Origin of the sequence: Sporichthya brevicatena (assembly GCF_039525035.1) — a bacterium.
In the GTDB taxonomy this organism is placed as follows: domain Bacteria; phylum Actinomycetota; class Actinomycetes; order Sporichthyales; family Sporichthyaceae; genus Sporichthya; species Sporichthya brevicatena.
Window position 1 is genome coordinate 1 of record NZ_BAAAHE010000089.1, and the last position, 651, is coordinate 651.

1 protein-coding gene is annotated in these 651 nt (G+C 67.9%); it reads left to right on the top strand.

Annotated elements, in window-relative coordinates; translation table 11 throughout:
• Window positions 1-651, top strand: a 651-nt coding sequence (locus ABD401_RS25055; protein WP_344609959.1) for a helix-turn-helix domain-containing protein, incomplete at both ends; no start/stop codon positions are given.

The following is a 651-nucleotide window of genomic DNA, read 5'->3' on the forward strand; positions in this document are numbered from 1 at the left end:
AACGCCAGCGTATGGCGCACCTTGCTGGGCGTCGAGAACACCGTGATCGAGGACGTCGAGTTCGACGAAGAAGCCGAGGTTGTGGTGGCTCATGTCCGGCCGCGACGGGCTGGGCGGGGAAGGTGCGGACGCTGCGGGGACAGGGCTCCTTGGTTCGATCGCGGCGAAGGGCGACGCCGGTGGCGAGCGCTCGACCTGGGGACGGTGCCGGTCTTCATCGAAGCCGACGCGCCCCGGGTGAACTGTGCTGTCCACGGACCGACGGTGCGGCAGGTCCCGTGGGCACGCCACAGCGCCGGGCACACGTACGTGTTCGACCAGCAAGTCGCCTGGCTAGCCACCCAGTGCTCCAAGACCGCGATCACCCAGTTGATGCGGATCGCTTGGCGCACCGTGGGCGCGATCATCGCCCGGGTCTGGGCCGACACAGCTGCTGACATCGACACGTTCGCCGGGCTGCGGCGGATCGGGATCGACGAGATCTCCTACAAGCGGCACCACAAGTACCTGACCGTCGTGGTCGACCACGACTCCGGCCGTTTGGTGTGGGCCAGTCCCGGACGAGAACGCGCGACCGTCCACGCCTTCTTCGACGCACTCGAGGCATCCGGGGCAGGCAGATGCGCCCAGATCACCCACGTCAGCGCCGAT